This window comes from Synechococcus sp. PCC 7335 (genome assembly GCF_000155595.1).
Lineage (GTDB): Bacteria > Cyanobacteriota > Cyanobacteriia > Phormidesmidales > Phormidesmidaceae > Phormidesmis.
Map to the genome: position 1 here is coordinate 3,934,846 of NZ_DS989904.1, position 24,054 is coordinate 3,958,899.

The 24,054-nt window shown below is 47.2% G+C and carries 23 protein-coding genes; 15 read left to right on the top strand and 8 right to left on the bottom strand.

Annotated features, from left to right (window positions below):
* Positions 1–583: 583 nt before the first annotated feature.
* Complete coding sequence (locus S7335_RS16565; protein WP_227500016.1) at positions 584–868, top strand: DUF4327 family protein; 285 nt, start codon at positions 584–586, stop codon at positions 866–868.
* Between the two features lie 21 nt (positions 869–889).
* On the opposite strand, the gene S7335_RS16570 is transcribed toward S7335_RS16565, so the two are convergent.
* Positions 890–1,387, bottom strand: a complete 498-nt coding sequence (locus tag S7335_RS16570; RefSeq protein WP_006457016.1) for a HugZ family protein — start codon at positions 1,385–1,387, stop codon at positions 890–892.
* 383 nt (positions 1,388–1,770) lie between these two features.
* Between S7335_RS16570 and S7335_RS16575 the strand changes: the two genes are divergently transcribed.
* The 3 genes from S7335_RS16575 (at position 1,771) to S7335_RS16585 (ending at position 4,817) form a co-directional block, all read left to right on the top strand.
* Positions 1,771–2,511 carry a fatty acid desaturase gene (locus S7335_RS16575; protein ID WP_050765910.1) on the top strand — a complete coding sequence of 247 codons (741 nt, stop codon included), beginning with the start codon at positions 1,771–1,773 and terminating at the stop codon, positions 2,509–2,511.
* Positions 2,512–2,586: 75 nt separating this feature from the next.
* Positions 2,587–2,997: a DUF1499 domain-containing protein gene (locus tag S7335_RS16580; RefSeq protein WP_006457522.1), complete on the top strand. Its 411-nt coding sequence runs from the start codon at positions 2,587–2,589 to the stop codon at positions 2,995–2,997.
* A gap of 80 nt (positions 2,998–3,077) precedes the next feature.
* A complete protein-coding gene (locus S7335_RS16585; protein ID WP_006455005.1) occupies positions 3,078–4,817 on the top strand; it encodes a Ppx/GppA phosphatase family protein in 1,740 nt (579 codons plus the stop codon).
* 625 nt (positions 4,818–5,442) lie between these two features.
* Here the strand turns inward: S7335_RS16585 and S7335_RS16590 are convergent.
* From S7335_RS16590 to S7335_RS16600, 3 genes are all read right to left on the bottom strand, one after another.
* The gene (locus tag S7335_RS16590) at positions 5,443–5,988 is read right to left on the bottom strand and encodes a universal stress protein (RefSeq protein WP_006453991.1); all 546 of its coding nucleotides are present in this window, start codon (positions 5,986–5,988) and stop codon (positions 5,443–5,445) included.
* A gap of 81 nt (positions 5,989–6,069) precedes the next feature.
* On the bottom strand, positions 6,070–6,303 hold the full coding sequence (locus tag S7335_RS16595; protein WP_006456734.1) for a DUF4327 family protein: 234 nt from the start codon (positions 6,301–6,303) through the stop codon (positions 6,070–6,072).
* Positions 6,304–6,500: 197 nt separating this feature from the next.
* The gene (locus S7335_RS16600; protein WP_006455483.1) at positions 6,501–7,076 is read right to left on the bottom strand and encodes a thioredoxin domain-containing protein; all 576 of its coding nucleotides are present in this window, start codon (positions 7,074–7,076) and stop codon (positions 6,501–6,503) included.
* 149 nt (positions 7,077–7,225) lie between these two features.
* Here S7335_RS16600 and S7335_RS16605 point away from each other — a divergent pair, with 149 nt between their 5' ends.
* The 3 genes from S7335_RS16605 to S7335_RS16615 all read left to right on the top strand — a co-directional run bounded on the left by S7335_RS16605 (position 7,226) and on the right by S7335_RS16615 (position 10,128).
* Entirely contained in the window at positions 7,226–8,407 is a 1,182-nt protein-coding gene (locus S7335_RS16605; protein WP_006456925.1) for an aldo/keto reductase, read from the top strand.
* 126 nt (positions 8,408–8,533) lie between these two features.
* Complete coding sequence (locus S7335_RS16610) at positions 8,534–9,355, top strand: PolC-type DNA polymerase III (protein ID WP_006457641.1); 822 nt, start codon at positions 8,534–8,536, stop codon at positions 9,353–9,355.
* Positions 9,356–9,633: 278 nt separating this feature from the next.
* The gene (locus S7335_RS16615) at positions 9,634–10,128 is read left to right on the top strand and encodes a DUF427 domain-containing protein (RefSeq protein WP_038016432.1); all 495 of its coding nucleotides are present in this window, start codon (positions 9,634–9,636) and stop codon (positions 10,126–10,128) included.
* Positions 10,129–10,266: 138 nt separating this feature from the next.
* Here S7335_RS16615 and S7335_RS16620 read toward each other — a convergent pair whose 3' ends face one another.
* The 3 genes from S7335_RS16620 to sufR all read right to left on the bottom strand — a co-directional run bounded on the left by S7335_RS16620 (position 10,267) and on the right by sufR (position 11,986).
* Entirely contained in the window at positions 10,267–10,776 is a 510-nt protein-coding gene (locus S7335_RS16620) for a hypothetical protein (protein WP_006457200.1), read from the bottom strand.
* A gap of 282 nt (positions 10,777–11,058) precedes the next feature.
* Positions 11,059–11,331: a hypothetical protein gene (locus S7335_RS16625; RefSeq protein ID WP_006455894.1), complete on the bottom strand. Its 273-nt coding sequence runs from the start codon at positions 11,329–11,331 to the stop codon at positions 11,059–11,061.
* Between the two features lie 25 nt (positions 11,332–11,356).
* Positions 11,357–11,986 (bottom strand): iron-sulfur cluster biosynthesis transcriptional regulator SufR, encoded by a 630-nt coding sequence (gene sufR / locus S7335_RS16630; RefSeq protein ID WP_038018800.1) that lies wholly within the window; start codon positions 11,984–11,986, stop codon positions 11,357–11,359.
* 324 nt (positions 11,987–12,310) lie between these two features.
* On the opposite strand from sufR, the gene S7335_RS16635 reads away from it, so the two are divergent.
* The 7 genes from S7335_RS16635 (at position 12,311) to ybaK (ending at position 20,294) form a co-directional block, all read left to right on the top strand.
* Positions 12,311–12,667, top strand: coding sequence for a ferredoxin-thioredoxin reductase catalytic domain-containing protein (locus S7335_RS16635; RefSeq protein ID WP_038016434.1), 357 nt, complete (start codon positions 12,311–12,313; stop codon positions 12,665–12,667).
* 63 nt (positions 12,668–12,730) lie between these two features.
* Positions 12,731–14,170 (top strand): Fe-S cluster assembly protein SufB, encoded by a 1,440-nt coding sequence (sufB, locus tag S7335_RS16640; RefSeq protein WP_006456920.1) that lies wholly within the window; start codon positions 12,731–12,733, stop codon positions 14,168–14,170.
* A gap of 24 nt (positions 14,171–14,194) precedes the next feature.
* Entirely contained in the window at positions 14,195–14,980 is a 786-nt protein-coding gene (gene sufC / locus S7335_RS16645; protein ID WP_006456876.1) for a Fe-S cluster assembly ATPase SufC, read from the top strand.
* Positions 14,977–16,365 (top strand): Fe-S cluster assembly protein SufD, encoded by a 1,389-nt coding sequence (gene sufD / locus S7335_RS16650; RefSeq protein ID WP_006455024.1) that lies wholly within the window; start codon positions 14,977–14,979, stop codon positions 16,363–16,365. Before sufC ends, sufD begins: the two co-directional genes overlap by 4 nt.
* Before the next feature lie 31 nt (positions 16,366–16,396).
* Positions 16,397–17,665 (top strand): SufS family cysteine desulfurase, encoded by a 1,269-nt coding sequence (locus S7335_RS16655; protein ID WP_006454794.1) that lies wholly within the window; start codon positions 16,397–16,399, stop codon positions 17,663–17,665.
* A gap of 287 nt (positions 17,666–17,952) precedes the next feature.
* The gene (locus tag S7335_RS26120; protein WP_006454458.1) at positions 17,953–19,596 is read left to right on the top strand and encodes a diguanylate cyclase domain-containing protein; all 1,644 of its coding nucleotides are present in this window, start codon (positions 17,953–17,955) and stop codon (positions 19,594–19,596) included.
* Between the two features lie 206 nt (positions 19,597–19,802).
* Positions 19,803–20,294, top strand: coding sequence for a Cys-tRNA(Pro) deacylase (gene ybaK, locus S7335_RS16665; RefSeq protein ID WP_006453749.1), 492 nt, complete (start codon positions 19,803–19,805; stop codon positions 20,292–20,294).
* Positions 20,295–20,470: 176 nt separating this feature from the next.
* Here the strand turns inward: ybaK and S7335_RS16670 are convergent, their stop codons facing one another.
* Entirely contained in the window at positions 20,471–21,202 is a 732-nt protein-coding gene (locus S7335_RS16670) for a response regulator (RefSeq protein WP_006457632.1), read from the bottom strand.
* Between the two features lie 1,038 nt (positions 21,203–22,240).
* Between S7335_RS16670 and proS the strand changes: the two genes are divergently transcribed.
* Positions 22,241–24,049, top strand: a complete 1,809-nt coding sequence (gene proS, locus S7335_RS16675) for a proline--tRNA ligase (RefSeq protein ID WP_038016437.1) — start codon at positions 22,241–22,243, stop codon at positions 24,047–24,049.
* Positions 24,050–24,054 lie beyond the last annotated feature (5 nt).

The following is a 24,054-nucleotide window of genomic DNA, read 5'->3' on the forward strand; positions in this document are numbered from 1 at the left end:
ATTATCTAAGAAGTCACTTACCATAAGGGCTACAAGGCTTATAACTGTTGACCGTATCATTGTTCGACGCATACAAACTCAACGTATGTAGAGGGTAATGTATTTGTAAGCGATGCTTGATAGGCTGTAGAGCCTGCAAGCAAAGCCATACACTCAAGGCTAAACAGTTCAAGGCTAAACAGCCTGACTGATACTTGCGAGTACTTACGAGATGTCAGAAGCCTAAGCTATCACTCAATCTCATTCGTTTGGCTGATATCTAAGGATAGATGACTCTAGTAAGACGCACTAGATAGAATCTTCTTACGAAAGATTAACACCGTAAGTAAAGGCTCTATTTATCCGCTATAAACTTATGGCAACTGACTAGAGAGATACCTGGTCTGGCTTCATCAAAGGCCTAAGGCATATGGCGATTTGCCTAAGCTGATATATGTCGAAACTATGTGTTGGAACGCGCATGCTAGGGCAACTGTACAGAGCCTCATGCGGTAAGTAGCTGACAGTAGGTTGGTCTTTGCTATACCATTCGAATCTTTTGAAAAAGTATCCTCCAAGCTGAGTATTCTCAAAACTGAATTTTATGACAACTCAATCGACTGCTGTGCCACCACTAACCAACTCGGTGGCTGACAAGTTAGTGACTGAACATCCAATGGTCAAGTTTCAACGTAAAGTGCGATCGCTAGTTGATGCCAAAGCTATTCAGCCTTCTGATAGCCTATGGAAGATTGCTTTTATCTTTAGCGATAAGTGGGCGCATTGGAAGTCTGAACTAGAATCATTTGGTTTTACGATGAAAGATTCTATCGACGACTTGCTGGCTGTGGACTGTTGGGAAGAGGACGAAGACCTGATAGAAGCGTAGGCGTTAGAGGGAGTTCTGCGTCTAGGACTCACCTTTGTGTATCAGCTGGTCTAGATTGTTTGGATCGATATCGTACGCTTTGCCGAATCCTAGAACAAATCGACCTGAGCGAGGTTGCAATTGAAAGATCCGAAAGTCAGGTAGGCCTTTCATAAGGTCGATGATATTGCTAAAGCGGGTCTCAAATGCTTGCGCGATCGCTCCCCACTGCTCACTATCTCTGTCTAGCAAAGTCACTATGCAGCTGTAGCTCAAGCGCTTGCGAGCAAACATCTGCGTCGTCTTTGATTCGTCTTCTATAAACAGCGCACTTGCTTTTTGAGTTGTGGTTAGGTTGTCGGTGTGCGCAGATAAACCGCTAACGAAGATATAGATATTTTTCGCTTCATCCACAATACAAGGTGAATAGCTGGCCTGAGGTTGAGAATCTAAACTAGTGGTTCCTAGAATGACGCTCTCAAATTGGTCGGGAAACGCCTGATAGATTTGTTGAAGTTTCTCTGGGGATAAGCCTTGCATAGTCTGAAATGTTCCTCTCGGGGTAGAAGAGCCAAAGTACTGCTTTAAGACTACTTGGACGCTGACTATAGTTTGAGGGTTTTAATGCCTCTGATAGGTCAACTAAGGTAGTCCAATCAAGGATACTAGACGCCTTGAAAGCCTAATTTGGCAGCAGTCAACTAAGCGAGCCTGATAAACGAAAGGGAGCATATATCCTCACTTTGCTGTAGTTCCTACTTTTCTATAGCTACGCTGGAGTGATACCCTGCTGCCAGTTGGGCTTGCTAAGAAGTCAGTCAATAGGTAGTTATTCAGAATCTACGAACCCTGCTACTGTAGACGAAGTTCAACTTTACATTTCGATACAAACTTTCAATACTATTGATAGATTCTCTTACTGCATGACTGCTCGATCCTTATCTACCGCCTTAATTAGAGAATCTTTTGTCTCTATCTCTATTGCTACACTGATTGTACTCCTTTGGATATCAACTGCTTACGCCAGTCTATTCTTATTACCTGACGCCCAAACACTCTCTATAGGCGTCGTGTTAGCAACTATTGTCATCCGGTCGTTTCTGCATACGGGCCTATTCATCTTGGCGCATGACGCAATGCACGGCACGCTGATGCCTGCCTACCCAAAGCTGAATGATAGAGCTGGGCAAGTCATCTTGTGGATATACAGTTTTCTATCTTTTGACATGATGCAGGCGTGCCACCACCAGCATCACCGTACCCCGGCCCAGACTGCTGATCCAGACTTCTATCCGAGCAGCTTCTGGCCCTGGTACTTCAAATTTATGCGGGTTTATATCAAAGGTGGGCAGGGCTGGACAATCTTTTGGGGGATGTCTGCCTTCTTTTATCCAATGGTTTTGGGTCTAGGTGTACCTGTTCTCAACGCAGTTTTGTTTTGGCTGTTACCCCAAGCCTTAAGCTCTTGGCAGCTATTTTACTTTGGCACCTATCGTCCCCATAAGCGCCCAGATGGCGGTCATACTAACGTTCATCGGGCCAATAGTAGTCGTGCTACGCCGCTTCTATCATTCTTGAGTTGCTACCACTTCGACTACCATTGGGAACATCACGAGTATCCGCATCTGCCTTGGTACAAGCTGCCATCTATGCACCAGCAGTAGTCATCTATTGGTAGTAATCTGTTTAGTAGTACCAAGCTGTTGAAAGCTCGAGGAAGGGCCTTGAGGGGAGTCGCTATGGGTTTATTTTCTTTTTCGGGTACGCCACCTACCGATCTGGGGGTAAAAGACGGACGACTAAAGGCGTGTCCGGGTACACCTAACTGTGTATGTTCTCACACGCCTACTGACGATACGGAGCATGCGATTTCGCCCCTTACCTTTACTGGCTCAGCTAAGGACGCGATCGCTCGGCTCAAAACCATCATTGAAGGGATGGAACGCTCGAAGATAAATACCGTGAGCGATGACTATCTCTACGCAGAATTCTCTAGTAAACTGATGGGCTTTGTCGACGATGTAGAATTCTACGTGCCAGCCGGTGAGTCAGTCATTCATACCCGCAGTGCAGCCCGCCTTGGCAAGTCTGATCTAGGGGCGAACCGCAAGCGAACTGAGGAAATTCGTAAAAAATTCACAGCTAGCTAGCAGATAGCTCCCTTTCTAGAGGCACTCAGACTGTAGTATGAGTGAGGAAATTGGACACAATCGAAGTTGTGTAACCATCGATGGTAAATACTGTTGAAGCTGAGCTGTCTGTCCACGATGAACGAACCTCAAAGGACTTAGACGAGTCTCTATCCATAGGAAGAATAGAAGACGCACTCAACCTTACCTTGCAAGAAAGGTTGCTAAGCAAGGGTCGCCCAGAGCTGGTGCTAGTCGCTATAGATATTGGCACTAACTCTATTCATATGGTGATTGTCAAAATTGACGCAACGCTACCTTCTTTCAACATTATTGGCAAAGAAAAAGACACAGTTCGACTCGGAGACTTTTGCGAAGAAACCGGTAGCCTGACAGAAGAAGCTATGACAAGAGGCATTGCTTCGCTCAAGCGCTGCTTGCAAATTGCTGAGCGTTTTCAAGCGGATGATGTTGTCGCCGTAGCGACTAGCGCTGTACGTGAAGCGGTCAATGGCCAAGTATTTATTGATCGCGTCAAGACAGAGGTTGGCCTATCGATTAATCTGATTGCTGGCAAGGAAGAAGCCAGGCGGATTTATCTAGGCGTGATTTCTGGCATGGAGCTAAAAGGTCAGCCTCACGTGATTGTAGATATTGGTGGTGGCTCTACGGAGATTATTGCGGGTCGCGGGGGGCGTCATGACTTTTTAAGTAGTACTAAGGTCGGCGCGGTACGCCTGACATCACAGTTTGTGACGACTGATCCCATTAGCAAAGAGGAGTATACGTATCTAAAAGCTTACGTTCGAGGCATGCTAGAACCCACCATAGATTCGCTTAGATCTAAGCTAAGGCAGAAGCTAGCAGGGACAGCGCACGAGCATATGACGCTGAGCATGATTGGCACTTCTGGCACGATTGAGTGTTTAGCTGCGCTTGAAGCGATTGATAAAACCGGATCAGAGCCCGATCCAATCAACGGCTGTTTGCTGACACGCAGTGAGCTAGATGCTCGGATTAATCAGCTCCGTAAGATGAGCTATACAGAGCGGTTAGCACTGCCAGGGATGTCTGAGCGACGAGCAGAGATTGTGGTGCCAGGTGCAATTATCTTGCAGACGGTCATGAAGCTTTTGAACATCTCGCAGCTCAAGGTCTGTGAAAGAGCCTTACGGGAGGGCGTAGTCGTCAATTGGATGCTGATCAACGGCCTGATCGAAGATCGCATGGCATTTCAAGACTCGATTCGCGATCGCTCTGTGCGAAAGCTTGCAAATAAATACAAAGCTAATGGCGACACCGTTGCCCAGTTTGCAACTAGCCTATTCGATCAAACCCAAGGGGTGTTGCATAACCTATCGCTGCTGGAGCGAGAATATCTGTGGGCAGCGGCAATGCTACATAATAGCGGCCACTATATTAGTCATTCTGCGCATCACAAGCATTCTTATTACCTAATTCGCAATGGTGGGCTACTAGGCTTCACAGAGACTGAGATAGAAATTATCGGAAATATTGCTCGCTACCATCGCAAGAATCTACCTAAAAGGCGACACGACAACTACAACAATTTGCCAGGGAAGTACGAGCGCAAGCTAGTCGATCAGCTAGGGGCAATACTACGAGTGGCAGTAGCCCTAGATAGGGCACGCAGCCAGGCGATTACATCTATCGAAACCATCTTTGACGATCAAAGCAGAACGCTGACGCTGCAGCTCACGCCTGACGATGCAAACAACAAATGTGAGCTGGAGCTTTGGAACATCGGCTACAAGAAAGCCTGGTTTGAAGAGGTATTTGGAGTCAGCCTAGACGCTACAGTTTCCGTAGTCGGCAACTAACTAGAAGCATCAGCTCAGAAGCATCGATAGACCACTACAGAACCAACCAGCAGGAGCGATAGAAAACTTCCAAAGCTTGGAGAAATTCTATTGCTGCTCCAAAATAACAGAGATATCAGGCCGGCAAAAGTACGGTGTCTTGAAGTGGAACTCTATTTATAACAGCAGGCAGGTGCTTATCTATAGCACTTCTGTGGAGACTTCTCGCACAACAGGCATCTTCACGACCAAGCATATCTTGCCGACAGCTTGGGCAAAACCAGCGCACTTCCCCATGCCGGATATGGCGCAACAAACAACTATTACAACAAAGGCAATAACTCATGATCAGTAGACCTCATAACATAGTCATCCACTGATGCATTAGCAAATAACTATGCACTTAGCAGCTCGTGGAACCAGGATCAAACGTTTATTCAGGGTTCAAGCTAAATGCAAAAATGCTATTGCAAAATAGGGATGTATTCTTAACTTTTCACAGTGGGTTCAGTGTGTGTTCTCTCTCTGGAAGGGGCTAGCCAAACAGCCGCTTCAAATCACCCCATAGAACTACCCCATAGAACCAATAGAAGGGCAAAACCTTAGGACTGATTAGTCCCATAGGTATGTCTCTATGCCACTGTATCTATGCAGCTGTCAGCTTATGGTCTTGAGTAAAAGCTTCAGACTCTGCTGCTTCTGTATTGGCAGTTTGAGCACGAACTATCAGCACTGAGCAGGGAGCCCGGTGCATAACGTAGCTACTGACGCTACCAATGAGTAGTTCGTTGATGCCCCTGCGTCCATGGGTACCTACTACCACTAGGCTGGCTTTCTCGGTTTTTGCGCGATTGCAAATGAGGGTTCCTGGATCGCCTACGTCTTGAAAGACCCTAGCCCGCACGCCCACTTTTGTTGCTCTATGCTCTAGTTTAGAAAGCGTTTCATATCCCCTTCGCTTGCACATGTCATATTGTTTTTGGTAGGCATCCCAGGCATACTCAGGGACTGCAAACGGGTAGCCGGCTAGGCTGGGATAGGCCATCGTGGGTAGTTCACCCGTTCCATCGGTTGAGAGAACGCTTAGGAGCGTTAGCTCTGCACTTTCTGCTTTAGCCATATCAAGGGCTACTTGAAACACCGCTTCATAAGACTCGTTGGTATCTAGCGCAACCAGGATCTTATTAATCATGGTGATCTCCTAACATCTCGTCTTCTTTTCTTTTAGCGGTAGGGTGTGAAGAAACTGTGAAGATGAAGGAAACTTAGTTATTTATGTATCTTCTTCCCAACGATCCTGGCTGAGAAGATCGATAATGCGATCGCGCAGTAAAAACTCATTATTAGCTAGTTCTAACTTGAAGCACTCCCATCTATGGTCTGGGATATGGTGAGATAGCCCGTAGATAGGCTGCTGACGATCGACAACTCTTCTGTATACAAGCGCTCTAGTCTCGTCGCGTAGCATATCAAGCGTATAGACTTTCCTTTGAAGCGAAGTAGCCATAATGCAATCCCTAATTCAGATCAGCTTTTCTCTACGCCTGAGAGTACAGAACAATGTTGACGAAATTATGGAGAAACCGTATCGATGAATACAATTTTCCGGCTATTTCCTACAGTTAATTCTCTGCTGATGAGTTTGTGTAGCTAGTCTAGATGAGGGCTCACAAGACAAACCTCTACAAGTAGATAGGATGATATCTACAGAAGATCATCGATGACAGAACGCCAGTCTTGCACGCTAGAACTAGATGATAGGGTAGTGGCTTCTGCGCCGTTGATAAAGAACGTTGGCGTAGACCAAACACCGCGTACAATCGCAAAGCGCGCTGGGATGCGAGCTTGAGCGTAGATTTCTTTACTACTTAGCAACTTGAGAAACTGTTCTTTGTCTTTATACGCTGTCGCCTCAGCGGCGCATTCAGCTAGAAAGGTGTGAAACTCTGTTTGGGTTTTATCTTTCCAGGCTTCATTAGCAAACTCTGGCTGCTTGCCGAACAAATAGCTAACAAAGTCAATAAACTTTTGGGTATCTGCATCAGAGACCGCGATCGCTGCTTTGGTCGCATCCCAACTTTGTCGATGGTTGCCCAACGACATCGGCTGAAACACCCAATAGAGCTGCTCTGCTGTATAGGCTGCCTTTACCTGCATCACAGTGTCCCAGCACTTTTTAGAGAAAGGACACTCGAGATCAAAGAACACTTCAACCATAATTGGCGCATTTGCATTGCCAATACGGTAGCCACTACGACGAGACGGAACAGGAATAGACATATGAGCAGCAAAATCTATCTAAGAACTCCCAAAATCCTTGCATACCAGCACAGCCTTTGACAATTCATCCTCCGCTCAATTTTGCGCTGATTGACCAATCAATTGATTACAATCAAAACTGACTAAACTCTTTCTCTGCGCTTTCTCGAATGCTCTATCGCCGCTTTGGCCGTACCGAACTACAAATGCCGGTTTTCTCCTGTGGCGGCATGCGATATCAACACTCCTGGCAGGACCTACCACCGGATACTATCCCTCAGAAAAATCAAGAAAATCTAGAGGCAACTATCCGCCGAGCGCTCTCACTGGGAATCAATCATATTGAGACAGCTAGGGGCTATGGCACCTCGGAAATTCAGTTAGGTAAGGTGCTACCAACCTTCGAGCGTAGTAAACTGATTGTTCAATCGAAAGTCTCACCCCGAGCCAATCCCACTGAATTCTCCCGAACCGTTGAGCTTTCGCTTTCTAATTTGAATCTAGACTACCTAGACTTGCTAGGTTTTCATGGAGTTAACAACGCTGAGACGTTGGATTACAGCATTCGACCCGGCGGCTGTATGGACGCCGCTAGGAAGCTAAAAGCACAGGGCAAAGTTCGTCATATTGGGTTTTCTACTCACGGCCCAACCCAAGTCATTGTCGATGCTATTGAAAGCGATCTGTTTGACTATGTAAACATTCACTGGTACTACATTTTTCAAGACAACTGGCGCGCGATTGAAGCTGCAGCGCGGCGAGATATGGGTGTCTTTATTATCAGTCCTTCTAATAAAGGCGGAAACCTATATAGTCCACCGCCCAGACTAGTAGAGCTGTGCAAGCCACTCAGTCCGATGGTGTTCAACGATCTGTTTTGCCTCAGCCATCCGCAGGTGCATACGCTAAGTTTGGGTGCTGCTTGTCCGTCTGACTTCGATGAGCATATGAAAGTGCTGCCCCTGCTCGATCAGGCAGATGAACTGCTGGCGCCTATTCTAGAACGCTTGGAAAAGCGGGCGATCGCCACCCTAGGAGAACATTGGTATCACACGTGGCAAGAAGGTCTCCCCGACTTGCAATCAACCCCAGGACAGATCAATATTGCGATCGCCCTTTGGCTCGGTAATCTGGTTGAAGCCTTCGATATGGTTGAATACGCCCAGTCTCGCTACAACCTACTTGGCGGTGCTAGCCATTGGTTTCCTGGGAACAAAGCCGACAACCTCAGCCAATTCGACCTCACGGATAGCCTCAAAAACAGTCCTCATTCCCAGACCATTCCTGACCGTCTTGCCAGAATTCATGAAAAGATTGGTGGCGAAGATGTCAAAAGGCTATCCCAACAGTGATGCTTGCAAACACGTAACGATGAAATACGAACGATAAATTTAGACAGACATACTAGATAACCCACTCATCTGTAACGCCTGCCTCCTCGCTTCGTTATTCAGATTTCATCACTCATACCTCTTTTTATGGTTGCTCACGCTGCAAAATTTCAGGGACAATCCGCGCTTCTATCTATTGAACTGCTGAGCTACTATCGCCAGATCAGCGCTTCGCCACTCACCGTCGTTGATGTCGAGACGACCGGAGCCCTTGGACACAATGCCCGCGTCATCGAAGTTTCTGTTCTTCACGCCAGCCTTGCCGATGGACTAGAACATCAAGAAAGCTATTTAATTAACCCCCAAGTCAAAATCCCCGAATATATTACCAGGATCACCGGCATTACCCCTGAAATGGTCTACTCCTCGCCGCCACCCGAGGAGATCTGGCCCAAATGTCAACCTTTGCTAGAAGGCGATCGCGTGTTTACCGCTCACAACCTTGATTTTGACTATTCCTTTTTGCGCACCGAATACAAACGACTTGGCATCCGTTTTTACAAGCCTCCGCTCCAAAAACTCTGTACCGTTATCCTCTCTAGAATGCTGCTTGCCGATCTGCCCTCTCGCAGTCTGCCAAACCTAATCAAGCACTTCAACTTTGATATCGACACTTCTCACCGCGCTGAAGCTGACACCAAAGCCTGTTGGCTACTCGCTAAAACTCTACTCACCCAAATTCAGAACGAAGACGATGAGACCCTACTTAAACGCTTTGGTCAGCAGTGGATACGCCTACAAGATGCCGCCAAGATATTGAACTGTCGAAAAGAAGACGCTCAGCAAAAGCTAGAGACCGCTAACGTAGAAACTCGTCTATCGTTCAAGCGAAAGCTACCTATGTATCGACGCTGCGGCGTGGAGCAGTTCTACTACGCCCAACAGGGACAGCAGATGTCCTTGTTATGAAATCAACTTTTCCCTGTTCCCTGATAGTTTGTTACGACTGCCTCTCTCAGGGGAGATAGAAACGCTTCGGTTCTGGCGCTATGCTAAGTCAAGTAAAGTTGTCGTGGTCGTTGATTATGTCTGAGAAAGATAGCAAAAATTACTCTTGGAAAGGTAGCTGGGACGCAGGAACTGCGCTTATGGTTCTAGTTGGTGTCTTGACTGTTGTGCTATTCGTCGCAGGCTTTTCCTACTAGGCTACCGCTAAAGATCTGCTACGAAGGTCTCGAACGAATCTCATGCACCCTGAACCTATCACTCCTAAACCTGGTCAAGAATCCGTATGGGACTATCCTCGGCCACCCAGGATTGAGGACGTGTTCAAACACATTAGAATTATCTTCAACGGCAAGCTAATCGCCGATACTCACCGTGCCAAAAGGATTCTAGAGACTAGTCATCCCCCTAACTACTACATCTCGTTCGCCGACATCGAGATGATGTACCTAACGCCAAGCTCACATTCTACCTACTGCGAGTGGAAGGGACAGGCCAGTTACTACACGGTGCAGATTGGCCATCGGCAGGCCAAAAATGCCGCTTGGTACTACCCCAACATTTCTCCTGAGTATGAAGAGCTGAGCCAATACGTGGGATTTTATCCCAGACCGATGGATGCTTGCTATGTAGATGATGAGAAAGTGAAGCCTCAGGCTGGCAACTTTTATGCGGGATGGATCACCAGTGATATCGTCGGACCATTCAAAGGTGACGCTGGCACCTGGGGTTGGTAGGCCGTACACCGCTAACAATAAAAGCAGAAGTTAGAAGGCTAAGCGTTCTACTAGAAAGCCTTTAGGCCAACTGATCTTAGGACTGCCTAATTGGTCTAGCGACTATTTAAGCAAGAAGTTTAGCTCAGCTAACTGCGATTACTTAGCCTGTTTTTTGCTAGTGGCTCGGGCTAAACCTAAGCTAGCTGCGGCGATCGCTAGGCCACCTGCTATAGCGAATGGCGAACTCGCATAATGCACATCGCTATTCCCTACCTGTTCTAGGCCATTTTGCGCCATCAGATCGAGATCAATTCCTGTTTCAGTTACAGGCACAGTCAAGATATCTTGATGACCTTCGCGCTTAATGTTCACTTCCCAATCGCCGCTGATTGACTGATCGGGAACGAAGGTAAAGCGCCCCTGACTGTCAGTCTTGCCTACGGTGCGGATGCGGTAGGGTTGATTAGGGGAAGTGACGGTAACTTTGGCACCTTTTAGTGGCTGACCATTACTGAAAGTGGTACGTAGCTGGATGCGGTCACCCGATTGAGAATCAAGGATATAGTTGGTTTGAACCTGATGTGCCATTGCTTTGGTAGGCGCGATCGCCATCCCTAAAACGGCCACGAGCATCAAAAACTTGCTGCGAGAAAAGATTTGTTTCATCGAATCACGTTGCTATCAGGACAGGGCAAAACAATCAGGAATAGAGGGTCGTTCTAACGACTCTGTCCAACGACTCTATTATTCAACTCTAACCTGTTTAATCTCAGTTAGTATTAACTAGGCATACCCAGCTTGCTTAATATTATCTACCCATCATACGTATAGCGTCACAAATCAGCAGAGATTAGACATTCAGTAGCTTAGTTTTCGCCTATCTAATTCTTTCCTACTTAATTCTTTAGGCCACTTCATTCCTTGGGCTACTTCATTTTTTGGGCCATTTCATTCCTTAGGCAAGTCAGTAAGGTTTTTGGCGTCCCACTTTAGCACCGAGGACTGTATCCCTTCTAGCTGCTTACGCTTGGAGTCCGCTTCAAACCAGGCGATAATCTGCTGATTGTCTAGCGCTTCTACTGTCGTGCCTAAGTCTTTGGCAATGTAGACAAGCAGCTTGCCAGTAGAAAGGGTGAGGCGGGTGAGAAACTTCTCAGGTGTCGTTAGTAAGGCTGCGTCTACGGCAGCGGATTCTTCTTCAGTGAGAAACTGTAAAGACATGGAGCGATCACGATAGAAAGAGGATTTAGGAACTAACTCTCATTTTGACCAGATAGCCACACTGATGTTCACCATCAACTAGCCAATGAGTGCGCTCTACAGAGCAATCGGGTAAGGCCAGAGCAAACATCGCTAGCTCGTGACCACATACCGTCGGATAGGATTCGGCAATGTGGGCGATCGCGCAATTATACTCTGTGATTACAAAGGCTAAATCATCCGTAGAATCATCCGCTGGATAGCATTCTGCCATATATCCTTCGGCCTGACGCAGCTTCACCAGCGTCTGCATTCGTTCATTAAGTGGAGCATCGCCTAGCTGCTTTCTATACTCTGCCGCCTTCTGCTGCCACTGATGTCTTAGCAGCTTGCTGACATGCTCAGGCCCTAGCGTATCCGCCACCGTATCTAACAGCGACAGCGCAAACTGATCGTACTGATCGGGAAACTGCTCTCGCCCCTTGCGGCTAAGCTTATAGACGTGATTCGGCCGTCCTATGCCTGCTTGGCTAGTTTGGTGTTCTATGAGCCCGTCAGTCTCTAAATTCTTTAGATGGCGACGGATACCTTGAGGGGTGATATCTAAATGACGGGCGATCGCGCCTGCTGTCGCTGTCCCTCGCTTCAATAGAAAGCGCAAAATATCCTCTCGCATAGAAGAAGATCCTCCCGTAGAGACCCTAGAAGCAGTCACCTTAGTAGAAGGTTGAGAAGTCGATTGAGAAGTTACTTTCTGGCGCACAAGTTTCCCTTCAAATCCCTACAGCAAACCGGACAGCAAGTCGAGCACTAAGTTAATAATACTTTAGAAACACTTTTGTTGCTAAAACCTGTCCTATTACAGTAACCTTTATTTAATTAGTTAAACAACACGCATGTTGCTTTAGTTATCAAAGCTTAGCACCCGCTTACCCAGATTTGGCTCTAGTAAGCCATTCGTAAACCTTAGGAACATAGAGAGAGAGGCAACATAGGCACGATGAGTACCCCCAACACCACGCAAGGTTCTGATAAAAGTCTTGAAATTATGCGGAATTTTGCTCAAAGCTATGCCAAACGTACCGGCACGTATTTTTGCCAAGATCTAGGGGTCACTGCGGTTGTACTAGAAGGGCTAGCTAAGCATAAGGATGATTTAGGTGCGCCGCTATGCCCCTGCCGCCATTACGAAGATAAAGAAGCCGAGGTCAAAGCAACCTATTGGAACTGTCCTTGTGTGCCTATGCAAGAGCGTCAGGAATGTCACTGCATGCTTTTTCTGACTGAAGATAACCCTTTCTCGGGGACGGAAAGAGAAATTACTTTTGAACAGATTCGTGAAGTGACTGATAAGTAGATCATTTCTTCTAGCCTCACCTTTTGAAACCTACACCACCCTTAGACAGGTCTGTTAATCTCCATGAGTTCTAGCGTTCAGTCTGTAGTTAGTCAGCCATACAAGTACGGTTTTGTCACTGATATTGAATCCGATAGTCTTCCGCGCGGTCTCAGTGAAGATGTCGTTCGCGCCATCTCCGCTAAGAAAGAGGAACCGCAGTTTATGCTCGACTTTCGCCTCAAGGCGTATCGTCGTTGGCTAGAGCTTGAGGAGCCGACATGGCCGAATGTCAAATATCCGCCAATCGACTACAACGAAATTGTTTATTACTCAGCGCCAAAACAGTCTGAGAAGAAGCTAGGTAGTCTGGATGAAGTTGATCCAGCTCTGCTAGATACTTTTGATAAGTTAGGGATTTCTATCAATGAGCAAAAGCGCTTAGCCAATGTCGCAGTAGACGTGGTTTTTGACAGTGTCTCGATTGCCACTACCTTCAAAAAGGATCTAGCAAAGCATGGCGTTATCTTTTGTTCTATTTCAGAAGCGGTCAAAGAACATCCAGAGCTAGTTAAAGAGTATCTAGGCACGGTTGTTCCGGTTGGAGATAACTACTTCACGGCGCTGAACTCAGCCGTATTTTCTGACGGGTCATTCGTCTACATTCCAAAGGGCGTTAAGTGTCCGATGGATCTTTCTACCTACTTTCGAATTAATAATGGCGATTCTGGACAGTTTGAACGGACGCTGATTGTAGCGGAAGAGAGTAGCTCTGTGACTTATCTAGAAGGCTGCACTGCACCTATGTACGACAGCAATCAGCTTCACGCGGCTGTTGTCGAACTCGTTGCTTTAGACAGCGCTGAGATTAAGTACTCCACAGTTCAAAACTGGTTTGCTGGCGACGAAAATGGCAAAGGCGGAATCTACAACTTCGTGACTAAGCGCGGACTATGTAAGGGTGATAACTCCAAAATTTCTTGGACTCAGGTAGAGACTGGCTCTGCGATTACTTGGAAATACCCTAGCTGCGTCCTAGCAGGTGACAACTCAGTCGGTGAGTTTTATTCAGTTGCACTGACTAACAACTACCAGCAGGCAGACACTGGCACCAAAATGGTTCATGTGGGCAAAAACACTCGCAGCACTATCATCTCTAAGGGGATCTCTGCGGGTAAATCAAAAAACAGCTATCGCGGCTTGGTTAAAGTCAATCCGAAGGCAGAAGGAGCACGGAACTACTCCCAGTGTGATTCTATGCTGCTAGGTGATGCCTCAAACGCTAATACATTCCCTTATATCCAGGTGCAAAACAGCTCTGCTCAAGTAGAGCACGAAGCCTCTACCTCGAAGATTGGGGAAGATCAGCTCTTTTACTTTGCACAGCGTGGCATCTCGCCTGAAGATGCCGTCTCGATGATTATCAGTGGCTTCTGTCGTGATGTCTTTAATGAGCTGCCTATGGAGTTCGCCGCTGAAGCTGATAAGCTCCTTAGCCTCAAACTAGAAAATTCGGTCGGCTAAGTCGGCCCTAGAAGAAATATACAGATGATCAACGAAACTGCTAAAACTATTCTTTCTGTTCGCGATCTTCATGCCAGCGTCGACGGCACAGAAATTCTTAAAGGCGTCAACTTCGAGGTAAAGGCCGGAGAAGTCCACGCCATCATGGGCCTCAACGGGTCTGGCAAAAGCACTTTTTCGAAGGTATTGGCTGGCCACCCAGACTATGAAATCACCGCTGGAGAAGTCATTTTCCAGGGCATGAACTTGCTGGAGCTAGAGCCTCATGAACGGGCGAACTCAGGTGTGTTTCTTGCATTTCAGTACCCGCTAGAAATTCCTGGCGTCAGTAATCGCGACTTCTTGAGAGTTGCCTACAATTCTCATCGTAAAGCCAACGGCGAAGAAGAGATTGATGTCTTTGACTTTGATGATTTAGTTGAAGAACGCTCCGATGTTGTAAAAATGGACGTTAGCTTCTTGGATCGCAGTGTCAATGAGGGATTTTCGGGCGGTGAGAAGAAGCGCAATGAGATTTTGCAGATGGCACTGCTAGAGCCGACGCTAGCAATTCTAGATGAGACGGATTCCGGCCTAGATATTGACGCGCTCAAGATTGTTTCTAACGGCGTCAATCAGCTCAGTACACCTGAGAATGCGTCTATTTTGATCACGCACTATCAGCGGCTGCTCAACTACATCGTGCCAGACTACGTACATGTGATGGCACAAGGGCGAATCGTGAAGACTGGTGGTAAGGAACTGGCTCAAGAGCTTGAGTCTCGTGGCTATGATTGGATTGTGGCTGAGGAGGCAGTAGCCCAGTCATGACAAACACTGTAAGTTCAGCATCGAATTCTGCTGCTAAGGTCAACCGTGAGACCTATCTTAAGCATCTCCTAACTCAAGCCGCGGCAGCAGCGGACGAGTCGCCCTTAGGCCTAAAGGCTTTGCGTGATCAGGCGATCGCCTTGGTTAACGAACGCTCTTTCCCTTCTGGCAAAGACGAAGAATGGCGCTTCACCGATCTTTCTAAGATGCTAGATCAGCCGTTCCAAAGATCGCAGCCAGTGTATTCCCAGGCTGACGACTGGAATGCTCACCTGAAGCTACTATCAGACGGCACTTGTCTGACTACCATCAACGGTCATTACGATTCATCCCTTTCTAGGGAAGTAGATCAGAGTACAGATAAAGCGATTGTCGGACCGCTCTCCGAGCTATTGAAAAATTCCGACTATGCTGAAAAGCTAGGGCCCATCCTAAAAGATAAGCTGGCTCAGATAAAGGGGGGGAGCGAAGTTTTTACAGCGCTAAACACCGTTGGGTTTGCGGATGTGATGGTGGTCTGGGTGCAGGCTGACCAAGTAGTCGATGCGCCTATCTATATTGCCCGAGGCTCGCAAGGTGGGTTTATTTCGCATGTGCGATCGCTCGTCATTGCCGAAAGGCACGCTAAATTTACCCTAGTCGAATCTTTCTTTGGTCCAGCCGAGGCTACAAACGCTCAATGTAGTGTTGGCCAAGACGAGCCAACTGAGACTTGCTGTAACAATAGCGTTACCGAGATCTGGCTAGCAGAAGGTGCCCAGGTCAATCACATTCGAGTACAAGACGAAAGCGCCAATACCTTCCACTTGGCAAAGACCGCGGTGGATCAAGCAGCAAACAGCCAGTACCAATGTACAGCGGTTGATTTGGGTGCAAAGCTATCACGTCATCACGTAGAGGTTTATCAGTCTGGGGCACAGACAGATACCAAGCTGTATGGTTTGAGTGCATTAGGCGATCGCCAGCTAGCGGATACCCATAGTCTGCTGGCCCTTACCTACCCCTACGGTAGTGCTACCCAGATTCAAAAAAATATTGTAGACGACCAGTCTCACTGTGTCTTTAACGGTAAAGTCTATGTTTCAAAAGAGGCCCAGTTGACTGACGCTTCGCAGCTCAACCGCAACCTCATGCTTTCAACTAAAGCGCGAGTAGATACTAAGCCCGAGCTAGACATTATCGCTGATAATGTCAAATGCGCCCATGGTGCTACTGTCAGTCAGCTTCAGTCCGATGAAGTCTTTTATCTTCAAAGCCGAGGTATCAGCGCTGAACAAGCGCAGCGCCTATTGCTTTATGGCTTTGGGATGGAAATTGTTGAAAAGGTTTCTGTTCCTTCGCTTAAAGAGGCTTTGAGTGTACGCCTAAGAGATTGGGCGAGCTAGCTGAGCACTCACTACTAACTATCTTTGCCCTATGACAGTCCCCACCATCACTCCAGTTCTGCTTGCTAATGAAGTCCGCGCTGACTTTCCTATTCTCCATCAAAGCATCAATGGCAAACCGCTAGTCTATCTAGATAATGCGGCCACTTCACAGAAGCCGCGAGCTGTTCTAGATGCGATGGTTCACTACTACGAAGCTGATAATGCCAATGTCCATCGGGGGGTGCATACGCTCAGTGCACGGGCTACAGAAGCCTACGAAGGTGCTCGTGATAAGGTTGCGGCCTTTATCAATGCGTCTGCTCGCGATGAGATTGTGTTTACTCGTAACGCCAGTGAAGCGATTAACTTGGTGGCTTATGCTTGGGGGCTAAGCAATCTAGAAAAAGGGGATGAAATCTTACTTACCGTGATGGAGCATCACAGTAATTTAGTACCTTGGCAGCTAATTGCTCAGCGGACAGGCGCGGTCCTAAAGCACGTGCCTTTAACCGATGAACAAACGTTTGATCTAGCGGCGTTTCATCAGCTAGTGGGCAACAAAACTAAGCTAATTGCTGTAAACCACGTCTCTAATACCTTGGGCTGTATAAACCCGGTGCGTGAGATTGTCGAAACTGCCCATAAATACGGCGCGCGGGTGTTGATTGATGCCTGTCAAAGCGTGCCAAACATGCCGGTAGATGTCCAGGCGATAGGCTGTGACTGGCTAGTGGCCTCTGGTCATAAGATGTGTGGACCGACGGGTGCTGGCTTCTTGTACGGCAAACTAGATGTGCTTCAGGCCATGCCGCCATTTTTAGGTGGAGGTGAGATGATCCAAGAGGTATCACTCGATCATGCTACCTACGCCGAGCTGCCTCACAAGTTTGAAGCGGGCACACCGGCGATCGCAGAAGCTGTTGTCCTAGGTGCAGCCGTCGATTATCTCAGCAAGATCGGCATGGATCGGATTGCGGATTATGAGCACTTTTTGACCGCCTATCTGTATGAAAAGATTAGCAAAGTGCCACAGGTCAGGCTATACGGGCCGAAACCACAAAAAGACGGATCTGGCAGGGCAGCGATCGCCACGTTCACAATAGAGGGGATTCACGCTCAAGATTTCTCAACCTTACTGGATCAATCGGGTATCGCCATTCGTTCTGGCCATCACTGCACGCAGCCTTTGCACCATATTCTTGGGGTCAACTCCACCGCCAGGGCGAGTCTGTACTTTTACAATACCCCTGCAGAAATTGATGCCTTTGTTTCATCTTTAGAAGAAACAATTGAATTCTTTGGCCGTATCTTTGAGTAGCACAGTCTCAAAGGTCTATGTGTAACTAGGTTTAAAGGCAGTCGTCGGATTCCTACTGTTGCTTCGAGACTATCTGCCTGCATCAAAGGGCGTTTGTAAACTAATCAATCCCAACCAATCAATTCCAACAGAAGCGTTGTCATGCGTACAACCTAGCCTTGAACGTTTATAGAAGGGGACGGGAACCCTAGAAGCACTAAGTTAGTGCTAGATGTGGTTGCTTTCAAGTGAATAGGTTCTCAATTCTCTCAGAGCAATTCGTCGCCTCAAGTCTTATTACTCAAAATATGGAGCCAATCAACCCTTCACAGGGAAGCGCCTTAGTTGAGACACTTGTTCCAGTATCTAGCCTTGCTCAAGCTAAACTAGATATCGAACAGCTACCATCAGACGTCTTTTCGCCAGGGCACCTACCCCAGCACTATCTTCAACAATTATCGCAGCACCCCGGGTTACATAGTGGTGATCTAGAACAAGCTGCCCGTGTGATCACTCAAGCTGCCACTTATATACTTGGGATTGATAGGGCTAGTCTTTGGCTTTACAGTATGCCGGACGCTTTTGTTTTGCTTGATAGATATGACAGGAAATCAGATACTCGCTATCAAGGCACTCGGCTAAATCCAAAGGAACATCTCCCTTATTTCAAAACGCTAGGCTGTCGTCAGGGACTAATCGTTGAAGATATCTCCCAGCCACCTGCTTCGATCAGCTATTTGATTGAGAAAGGCCTTATCTATCAACGTTCAGGCGCTTTTCTAGAATTGCCGCTCCGATGTCAAAGTGCTGTGGTCGGTGTGCTGTGGTGTGAGCATAGGCAGGCTCGGCAGTGGACTGCGTTAGAAAACGCTAATGCAACCTCTATTACGCTACTTGCGGCGATCGCTATCAACAACCAGCAGCGCAGTTTACTCAACGACAAGTTAGATCAGCAGCATCGAAAGCTTAGACGAGAGACAATTGAAAGAGAACAAGCTGAGCAAGCTTGGCAGGAAAGCCAACAGTTCATTCAGAGACTGATTGACGCAAGTACTAACATTTTGTATGTAGACAGTTTTGCTGATGGCCGTAACTTTTACGTCAATCGGTGGATTGAGAATGTACTAGGATACGAACCTTATGAAATGCAGCGGCTAGGCGATCACTACCTAGAAAAATTGGTGCATGCTGATGAGAAAGAAATGATGATAGAGCAAAGACAGCGGCTATCGACAATCAAAGATGGCGAAATCGTCGAAAACGAATATCGTCTTCGGCATCGTCAGGGAGGTTGGCGATGGCTACTATGCCGTGAGACTATCTTTCAACGTGACTCTGAGGGTCGTCCTGTTCAGGTATTTGGAACAGCAACCGAAATTACCAATCGCAAGCGGGCTGAAGTTGCACTTCAAAACTTCAATCAGGAGCTTGAACAACTCGCTAAGATGGACGGCTTGACACAGGTGGCCAATCGTCGCTCTTTTGATAAGTATATGGAGCGAGTGTGGAGCAATGTCGACTCTACGCAATCCTCGCTGTCGCTGATTCTTTGTGATATTGATTATTTTAAAAGGTTCAACGACACCTATGGGCATCAGGCAGGAGACCTCTGCTTGAGGCAGGTTGCTAAGGCAATTGAGCAGGCGGTGAAACGCAACACCGATCTAGTTGCTCGCTATGGTGGTGAAGAGTTTGCGGTGGTTTTACCCGATACCAATGTCTCGGGCGCAAAGCGCGTGGCTGAAGATATCTGCGAGACGGTTAGACAGCTCAATATTATGCACAGTGCGTCCGAAGTAAGCGATCGCGTCACACTTAGTCTCGGCATTGCTTCTATTAGCTCACCCCAAAAGATTGAACTCGATCAGTTGGTCGCCGCCGCTGACCAAGGTTTATACGATGCCAAATCTAGCGGACGCGACTGCTTCTGTGTCGGTGCTATAGAACGCTGACGACTTCATGCTCTGTCCTCTTGCTCTTGATGCAGTTTTCCTAAATGCACTTTTCCTAGATCTAGACCAAGCCAGTCTTAGCTTCGCATACCATTAGGTTGATAAGGGCTATAGCCATCGATTACAGTGCAACCTAGGTGAAAACTGCTATAAATGTTCGCTAATCAATGCCTATAGGAAACGCGAAAGATCAAGACTGAAGATAGATGCCGAAAACGAATGCCGTTCGTGTCCTAGATAGCCTAGGCATTAAGTATGAGTTGTTAAGCTACTTCGTAGATCCTAACGACTTATCTGCAACTACGACTGCGCAGAAGCTTGGCTTACCTACAGATCAAGTGTTTAAAACGCTGGTTGTCAATGGCGATCGCAAAGGAATTGCCTTAGCTGTTGTACCCGGTAACTATCAGCTAGATTTAAAAGCCTTAGCCAGACTGAGTGGCGACCGCGCTATGAAGACTGTCTTACTCAAACAGGTTCAGCCGCTCACTGGTTATATTCGAGGGGGAGTTACTGCCCTAGCTTGCAAAAAGCCTTACCCAGTTTTTCTAGACGAATGGGCACAGGCATACGAGCAAATCGCTATTTCGGGCGGCATGCGAGGCTTAATGATTCTGCTCCGAACCGCAGACTACATCAGAGCAACTAGCGCCACTGTCGGATGGATCTCTCAAGAACCGCTAACTCAAAGAAGCTAGCTATGTCAACTAGCTATATCCAAGCTGTCAGCTACAGCATCTGGCGAGTTGCTTAGGGCAGATTCATCAGTTGGAAACACTGCATGGCAGCTATATGGCAGCGGGCAACACGACTATCAAGTCACCTGGTGATCAAGACACTTGCTATAGCTTAGTCAATCAGCCGATTATGAAGACTAGCGCTGAACTAGAAACATATATCCGCGCCCACGAATCGTCACGATGTATTTTGGGTTATGCGTTGTCTCATTCAACTTGATTCGCAGCCTAGAGATGTGAACATCGACCGTCTTAGTATCAGCTGCACTGTTAGCGTCATATCCCCACAGCGCTTCGAGAATATCTCCCCGTGAGAAGATATGTCCTGGCCTGCTAGCAAGCAATTCAATTAAACGAAACTCAATTTCGGTAAGCCGCAGATTATGTCCCTCTATGTAGGCTCTACGAGTACTAGAGTCAATTACGAACTGGCCAATCTCGATAGCAGACCGGTGAACCACACCCGACACATGCTCTTGTCTCCTAGCGGCTCGGCGCAGGATAGAGCGAATACGAGCGATTAGTTCTTTGGTGGAAAAGGGCTTGACTATGTAATCATTTGCACCTATCTCTAGACCGGTCACTCTGTCTGACGAGCTGCCTAGAACGGTTGCCATAATAATCGGAACATTAGAAGTGGCTCTAAGCCTTTGACACACCTGAAAGCCATCCAGCTTCGGCATCATCACGTCTAAAACGACCAGATCGATGATGTCAGATGCCGTTTGAAAACACTGCAGCGCTGCTTGACCATCCGCAGCGGCAATAACGATGTAATCAGCAGCCTCAAGACTTTTGACTAGTGCTGTTCTAGTGCGTTCATCGTCTTCAGCGATAAGAATGGTCTGTTTTAACTTACTCACTATCAAAAAGCATTTGTTATGGATCTTGGAAAAATTGACTGGGGACCTATCAGAAGTGCAATCTCCGAAAAATGAGTAAAGGGATTATTCACTAACGCTAGTAAGTACAACAGCTCAAGCTCGGCAGAGAGTCGTCGATCTAACAGATCGAAGATCCTGATGTTGCTCGAACTAATTACTCGAACGAATAGGAGGTTTTCTAAAGCTTCTGTTTCAGCAGAACTTAAGCAAATTCGTCACTGCTTTTTTGATTCCAAGTCTGCCATCAATGCCTTCTAGCAATGTGCCATCAATGGCATATTGGTACGGACACCTCTTTTAACGCTATCAATTACAAGTTCCTATAGTTATATAAAGCTATAGCCGGTCATTAAAACAACCTCTTTTGAAAGTTATCGACGTAAAAACCGTTTTCTTACCATAGTTCGCAAGTATTTACCCAAAGATAAGATTTTGATCGCTTTATTGTAATCTTTATCATTATTACCTTAGAGCCAAAGGCTTTAGGAAGCACCTGAACCTTGCTATACAGAGGAATCTCTAATTTCTAGCTCTACATGCTTATGGTAGATAGATTAGAACTCTTAATATTTAGATACAAAGTTAACGTAATATTTCGTCTTCTCGATTTGGCCATGGTCTTTTATTAAATTGAGCACTGTGTCACTTATGTATTGAATGACGCAGTGGGAGTGCTGCCGTCTTTGTCGGCTGCTCTACTGCTTCGTTTGGATAGTCTTTCATCCTGTGAAAGATCGTTACTGTTTCAGTGTGTCTGCTTCTTCTCTCAAGCGAATGCTATTCCAAGTTCCTCTTGTAGCTTTGCTTATTTGTTCTAATAACGTTTGATCATTCCCTTAACCCAATGCATTTCATCGCTACTGTAATTCTCGTGACCTGATGCTCTAGACTAATCTGAGATCGATAGCGCTTGCTTTTGAGCTTATGCCCTTTTAGAGATCGCATAGGCTTTTGGCTCGTGGCTTATCCTTGTCAGTTTTTGTAGTAGCTTCAGGCTGCTGATATAAAGGGAATTTCAGACTTATGCGACTGTCTCAGATGCTTTTTGTCACGTTACGAGAAGATCCGGCGGAAGCGGAAATACCAAGTCATAAGCTATTACTAAGGGCTGGCTACATGCGCCGCATCGCTAGCGGTTTGTACGCTTATTTGCCTTTGCTACAGCGCGTGCTCGATAAAGTATCGGCAATTGTTCGCGAGGAGATGAATGCGACGGGCGCTCAAGAGTGCTTGCTGCCGCAGCTACAGCCTGCTTCGCTTTGGAAGGAGTCCGGACGATGGGATACCTATACTAAAGCCGAAGGAATTATGTTTAGCTTGGGCGATCGCAGAGATCAAGAGCTGGCGCTTGGCCCTACGCATGAAGAAGTGATTACGGCGATCGCCCGTGACATGATCCGCTCTTACAAGCAATTACCGCTACATCTATATCAAATCCAAACCAAATTTCGCGATGAGATTCGCCCTCGATTTGGTCTGATGCGTGGCCGCGAGTTCATCATGAAAGACGGCTATTCCTTTCATACTGATGCGGAGAGTCTAAAGGCTACTTATGACCAGATGTATCGGACGTACAGCAATATCTTACGTCGTACAGGGCTGGCGTTTAGGGCAGTCGAGGCAGATTCTGGTGCGATTGGTGGCTCAGGCTCGACCGAATTTATGGTCCTAGCCGAAGCGGGTGAAGACGAAGTGCTCTATACCGAGGACGGTCACTATTCTGCCAATGTAGAGAAAGCGGTTTCGTTACCACCCGATGCGATGCCTTCTCCTTTTTCGACCTATGAGAAACGCGATACGCCCAATACGCCAACGATTGCTAGTCTGTGCGATTTCCTAGAGTGCTCACCGACGCAAATCGTAAAAAATGTGCTGTACCAGGTGAGTTACGACAACGGACGGCGGGTACTGGTCCTAGTGAGTATTCGCGGCGATCAAGATGTCAATGAGACGAAGCTACAAAATGCGCTGACAAATCTAGCGGGTGAGTACGAAGCAAATACGGTACTAGCTTTGGAAGTACCGGATGCAGAAGCGCAGGCAAAGTGGGCGACTAAACCTTTGCCACTGGGCTATATTGCGCCCGATCTATCAGATGATCTCATCGGTAAGCCAGAAGGCTTAGCCTCTGAATTCCTGCGGATAGTCGACGAAACGGCGGTTGAGCTGAAGAATTTCGTGACAGGTTCCAATGAGAGTGGGTTTCACGTTGTCGGTGCGAACTGGGGAAAGGAGTTTGTGTTACCACAGCGCCGAATGGATTTGAGAACAGCGATCGCAGGTGACCGGGCCGTCCATGATCCAACTCAGATCATTCAAACTGCTAGAGGCATTGAGATTGGTCATATCTTTCAGCTAGGGCACAAGTATTCTGAAGCATTAGGGGCGACCTATACCAGCGAGCAAGGTAAAGAAGTGCCACTGGAAATGGGCTGCTATGGTGTGGGCGTTTCTAGACTGGCGCAGGCTGCAGTAGAGCAGTCTTATGACAAAAATGGGATTATTTGGCCGGTAGCGATCGCGCCCTATCATGCCATCGTGGTGGTGCCTAATATTGGCGATGACGACCAGATGGCGGCGGCTAAGCAGCTATACGATGACCTTAATTCTGCTGGTGTAGAGACACTCTTAGATGATCGCAAAGAACGGGCAGGCGTGAAATTCAAGGACGCTGAACTGGTGGGTATCCCCTTTCGAGTGGTAACAGGGCGATCGCTCAAACAAGGCAAAGTGGAAGTAGCCAAACGCGCTAACGGAGAGGTGGAAGAAATTGCGCTAGATGAAGCTGTTCATACAATTAAGGGCTGGGTGAGCGCCGCCATCGAAAAGTAATAGCC

Bases quoted from the DNA above. Each gene is read 5' to 3' on its own strand.
- S7335_RS16565 (WP_227500016.1), top strand. From the start codon at position 584: ATGACAACTCAATCGACTGCTGTGCCACCACTAACCAACTCGGTGGCT.
- S7335_RS16570 (WP_006457016.1), bottom strand. From the start codon at position 1,387: ATGCAAGGCTTATCCCCAGAGAAACTTCAACAAATCTATCAGGCGTTT.
- S7335_RS16575 (WP_050765910.1), top strand. From the start codon at position 1,771: ATGACTGCTCGATCCTTATCTACCGCCTTAATTAGAGAATCTTTTGTC.
- S7335_RS16580 (WP_006457522.1), top strand. From the start codon at position 2,587: ATGGGTTTATTTTCTTTTTCGGGTACGCCACCTACCGATCTGGGGGTA.
- S7335_RS16585 (WP_006455005.1), top strand. From the start codon at position 3,078: ATGGTAAATACTGTTGAAGCTGAGCTGTCTGTCCACGATGAACGAACC.
- S7335_RS16590 (WP_006453991.1), bottom strand. From the start codon at position 5,988: ATGATTAATAAGATCCTGGTTGCGCTAGATACCAACGAGTCTTATGAA.
- S7335_RS16595 (WP_006456734.1), bottom strand. From the start codon at position 6,303: ATGGCTACTTCGCTTCAAAGGAAAGTCTATACGCTTGATATGCTACGC.
- S7335_RS16600 (WP_006455483.1), bottom strand. From the start codon at position 7,076: ATGTCTATTCCTGTTCCGTCTCGTCGTAGTGGCTACCGTATTGGCAAT.
- S7335_RS16605 (WP_006456925.1), top strand. From the start codon at position 7,226: ATGCTCTATCGCCGCTTTGGCCGTACCGAACTACAAATGCCGGTTTTC.
- S7335_RS16610 (WP_006457641.1), top strand. From the start codon at position 8,534: ATGGTTGCTCACGCTGCAAAATTTCAGGGACAATCCGCGCTTCTATCT.
- S7335_RS16615 (WP_038016432.1), top strand. From the start codon at position 9,634: ATGCACCCTGAACCTATCACTCCTAAACCTGGTCAAGAATCCGTATGG.
- S7335_RS16620 (WP_006457200.1), bottom strand. From the start codon at position 10,776: ATGAAACAAATCTTTTCTCGCAGCAAGTTTTTGATGCTCGTGGCCGTT.
- S7335_RS16625 (WP_006455894.1), bottom strand. From the start codon at position 11,331: ATGTCTTTACAGTTTCTCACTGAAGAAGAATCCGCTGCCGTAGACGCA.
- sufR (WP_038018800.1), bottom strand. From the start codon at position 11,986: ATGCGAGAGGATATTTTGCGCTTTCTATTGAAGCGAGGGACAGCGACA.
- S7335_RS16635 (WP_038016434.1), top strand. From the start codon at position 12,311: ATGAGTACCCCCAACACCACGCAAGGTTCTGATAAAAGTCTTGAAATT.
- sufB (WP_006456920.1), top strand. From the start codon at position 12,731: ATGAGTTCTAGCGTTCAGTCTGTAGTTAGTCAGCCATACAAGTACGGT.
- sufC (WP_006456876.1), top strand. From the start codon at position 14,195: ATGATCAACGAAACTGCTAAAACTATTCTTTCTGTTCGCGATCTTCAT.
- sufD (WP_006455024.1), top strand. From the start codon at position 14,977: ATGACAAACACTGTAAGTTCAGCATCGAATTCTGCTGCTAAGGTCAAC.
- S7335_RS16655 (WP_006454794.1), top strand. From the start codon at position 16,397: ATGACAGTCCCCACCATCACTCCAGTTCTGCTTGCTAATGAAGTCCGC.
- S7335_RS26120 (WP_006454458.1), top strand. From the start codon at position 17,953: ATGGAGCCAATCAACCCTTCACAGGGAAGCGCCTTAGTTGAGACACTT.
- ybaK (WP_006453749.1), top strand. From the start codon at position 19,803: ATGCCGAAAACGAATGCCGTTCGTGTCCTAGATAGCCTAGGCATTAAG.
- proS (WP_038016437.1), top strand. From the start codon at position 22,241: ATGCGACTGTCTCAGATGCTTTTTGTCACGTTACGAGAAGATCCGGCG.